The sequence below is a fragment of the Citrobacter sp. Ca225 genome, assembly GCF_030337175.1.
Taxonomy (GTDB): Bacteria; Pseudomonadota; Gammaproteobacteria; order Enterobacterales; family Enterobacteriaceae; genus Citrobacter_A; species Citrobacter_A amalonaticus.
Genome location: NZ_JAOWCD010000075.1, coordinates 1 through 2,890 on the forward strand (window position 1 = coordinate 1; position 2,890 = coordinate 2,890).

At 49.3% G+C, this 2,890-nt stretch carries 3 protein-coding genes; 1 reads left to right on the forward strand and 2 read right to left on the reverse strand.

Annotated elements, in window-relative coordinates:
• Positions 1-173: IS1 family transposase (locus OGW13_RS12130; protein WP_000452617.1), on the forward strand; the 173-nt coding region annotated here is incomplete at its 5' end.
• A 212-nt stretch (positions 174-385) separates the two neighbouring features.
• Here the strand turns inward: OGW13_RS12130 and OGW13_RS12135 are convergent.
• Positions 386-1,366 carry an NAD(P)H-quinone oxidoreductase gene (locus OGW13_RS12135; RefSeq protein ID WP_197472659.1) on the reverse strand — a complete coding sequence of 327 codons (981 nt, stop codon included), beginning with the start codon at positions 1,364-1,366 and terminating at the stop codon, positions 386-388.
• 416 nt (positions 1,367-1,782) lie between these two features.
• The gene (locus OGW13_RS12140) at positions 1,783-2,805 is read right to left on the reverse strand and encodes an IS110 family RNA-guided transposase (protein ID WP_061548413.1); all 1,023 of its coding nucleotides are present in this window, start codon (positions 2,803-2,805) and stop codon (positions 1,783-1,785) included.
• Positions 2,806-2,890 lie beyond the last annotated feature (85 nt).

Below are 2,890 nucleotides of genomic sequence, written 5' to 3' on the forward strand. Positions count from 1 at the left end.
AGGGAAAGCTGCACGTAATCAGCAAGCGATATACGCAGCGAATTGAGCGGCATAACCTGAATCTGAGGCAGCACCTGGCAAGGCTGGGACGGAAGTCGCTGTCGTTCTCAAAATCGGTGGAGCTGCATGACAAAGTCATCGGGCATTATCTGAACATAAAACACTATCAATAAGTTGGAGTCATTACCGCGAATGTGTTAGACGGTGTCCACCATAGAAAAGCCAGAAAACGAAATCAGATATTTTAGTCGCCACATATCGTGTCCTGTGATATTTGATTACTATCACCCGATAAGCGTATTAATAAATGCTGGCTCAACATTGGTGGATATTTAAATGGTCATATTCCTGATGACCTAACGTGGGAGTTGTGTCGGGCTTAAAGCTAATTCACCGTAAGAACAATTTTCCCAACATGCTTGCCGGACTCCATCAATGCATGCGCGCGTGCTGCTTCGCGTAACGGGAATGTGCTGTGAATTATGGGATGGCAACGACCTGCATTGAGAATCGGCCAGATATTTTTAAGCAAGTCATTGGCAATTTCGGCTTTTTCGACCGAAGTTCGTGCTCGCATCGTTGAACCCGTGACAACCGCTCGCTTCAACGCGAGTTCTTGCAGATCCACTTGTTCTGCGAAAGCTCCGCCAAGGAAGCCAATGATTACCAGCCGGCCATCCATTCCTAAACTCCTCATATTTCGGGAGAAATAGGATGCACCCATTATATCGAGAATGATATCAACGCCACGGCCATCCGTTTGCTTCAAAATGAAATCAGAAAAATCAGTTGTCCGGTAGTTGACTGGCGTAGCGCCAAGCTCTGCGATCACATCGCATTTATCATCTGATCCAGCCGTCGCATATGCCTCGATACCGATTTCGCGGCATAGCATCAACGCGGTTGTGCCGATACCACTTGTTCCCCCATGAATCAGAACACTCTGACCCTGTGTTGCGCCACCAATCTTGAACAAGTTTGCCCAGACGGTGAACAGAGTCTCAGGAAGTGCCGCCGCTGCTATCATTGACATGCTGTCTGGCACCGGCAGTGTCTGGCTTTCCGGCACGATGCAATACTCACCATAACCACCGCCATTCGTCAGAGCACAGACTCGGTCACCAATCTTTACGCCCGTGACGCCTTCTCCAATTGATGAAACCGTTCCAGCGACCTCAAGACCAGGAATAGGGGTTACGTCGTCAGGCATAGGGTAATGACCCTGGCGTTGAATGACGTCAGGACGATTAACACCTGCGGCCTTGACGCGAACCAAAATTTCCCCAGCCTTTGGCACCGGAATCGTTGTCTGAACGGGCGTTAAAACCTCTGGCCCGCCAGGCTCAGAGATTTCAATGACAGTCATTTTATTCGCAGTATGTAACATGAACGTAAGTCCTTATGATTTTGTTTTTCGTTGAATTTCCCAACTACACTGTGTCTCATCACTAGCCACTTTTCTGTACGTTGCAGCACGTACCCTCTTCTAGGGGTCAGTTTGGATATAGAGAATTATTGTACTATAAGGGCTTCCCCGGCATGTCAACGCCGGTGTTTACGGTTTCTGTCTGCACTATAGTAAAAAAATAAAGGGGAGAGACTGCGGTACTATAAACGGTCATGATGAATCGTCATCGATTCGGACCCTGATGAAAGACGCTCGTGAGGCTCTAGTTCGTTAGTCGGGTACACTTGCCCTGTACAATAAGCAGATATACCTCACGGGGTCTAACCCTTTATCATCAACGAGTTGCAGATCAGATGGTCATACAGCTTTGTACTTTAGCTGGCTGAGTACAACCTGAAATCATCACCGTAATGCAATGATGCCCAGCACAGTCTTGCATTTTTGGCAGCGATGGCAACAACAGCGCGCCAGTATCCTCTGCGTTCGACCAGTGAGCAGACCCAACGACTGAATAAATCAGTCCTTTTCTCCGCCCCGATCAGTACCGAGCGGGCACCCTGAACCAGAAGTGTTCTCAGATACGAATCGCCAGCTTTCGTTATCCTGCCAAGCTTCGACTTTCCGCCGCTGCTGTACTGCGATGGTGTCAGTCCCAGCCAGGCTGCCAGCTGGCGCCCATTCTTAAAATCATGTGCATTACCGATACTGGCGACCAGCGCACAGGCCGTTGTGGGGCCAACGCCCTTCAATTCCATCAGCCGCTGACTGCGATGATCTGTTTTGGCCATGCGGGACAAAATTCGGTCATATTCAGCGATGTTATCTTCAATGCGAGCAACGTGCTCCAGCAAATCATCAACACATTGCTGAACCTGAAGTGGTAAAGAATTCTTCTGCTCAAAAACTATGTGGCGCAGGGCATCTGTACTTTGTGGGGCGATAACGCCGAATTCAGATATCAACCCCCGGAGACGATTATATGTTGCTGTTTTCTCTTCGATAAAACCCTGTCGGGTACGATGCAGACACTGCATTGCCTGCTGGCTCTTATCCTTAACCGGCACAAACCGCATATGTGGGCGACGAACCGCCTCGCAGATAGCCTGAGCATCAGCTGCATCATTTTTCCCTGATTTACCAGCGATGCGGTAAGGCGATACAAATTTAGCGGCCATCAGACGCGGCTCATGACCATACTGCCGAAACAGTCTTGCCCAGTAATGAGCCCCGGAGCACGCCTCCATCCCGATAACACAGGGCGGCAAACCAGCAATCAGCCCGGGAAGAGCTGCGCGGGTTACTCTGGATTTAACCAGAACGGTTTTGCCATTCTGGTCAACGCAATGAACAGCGAACACATTTTTAGCAAGATCGATACCGACAGTAGTAATGGTCATAACGAATCCCTCCGGGGTTGTGTTTACCCCATGATTGCACAAGAGTTAATCAGGCGCATAATCAGGGGAAGTCCCTTCCATTCGT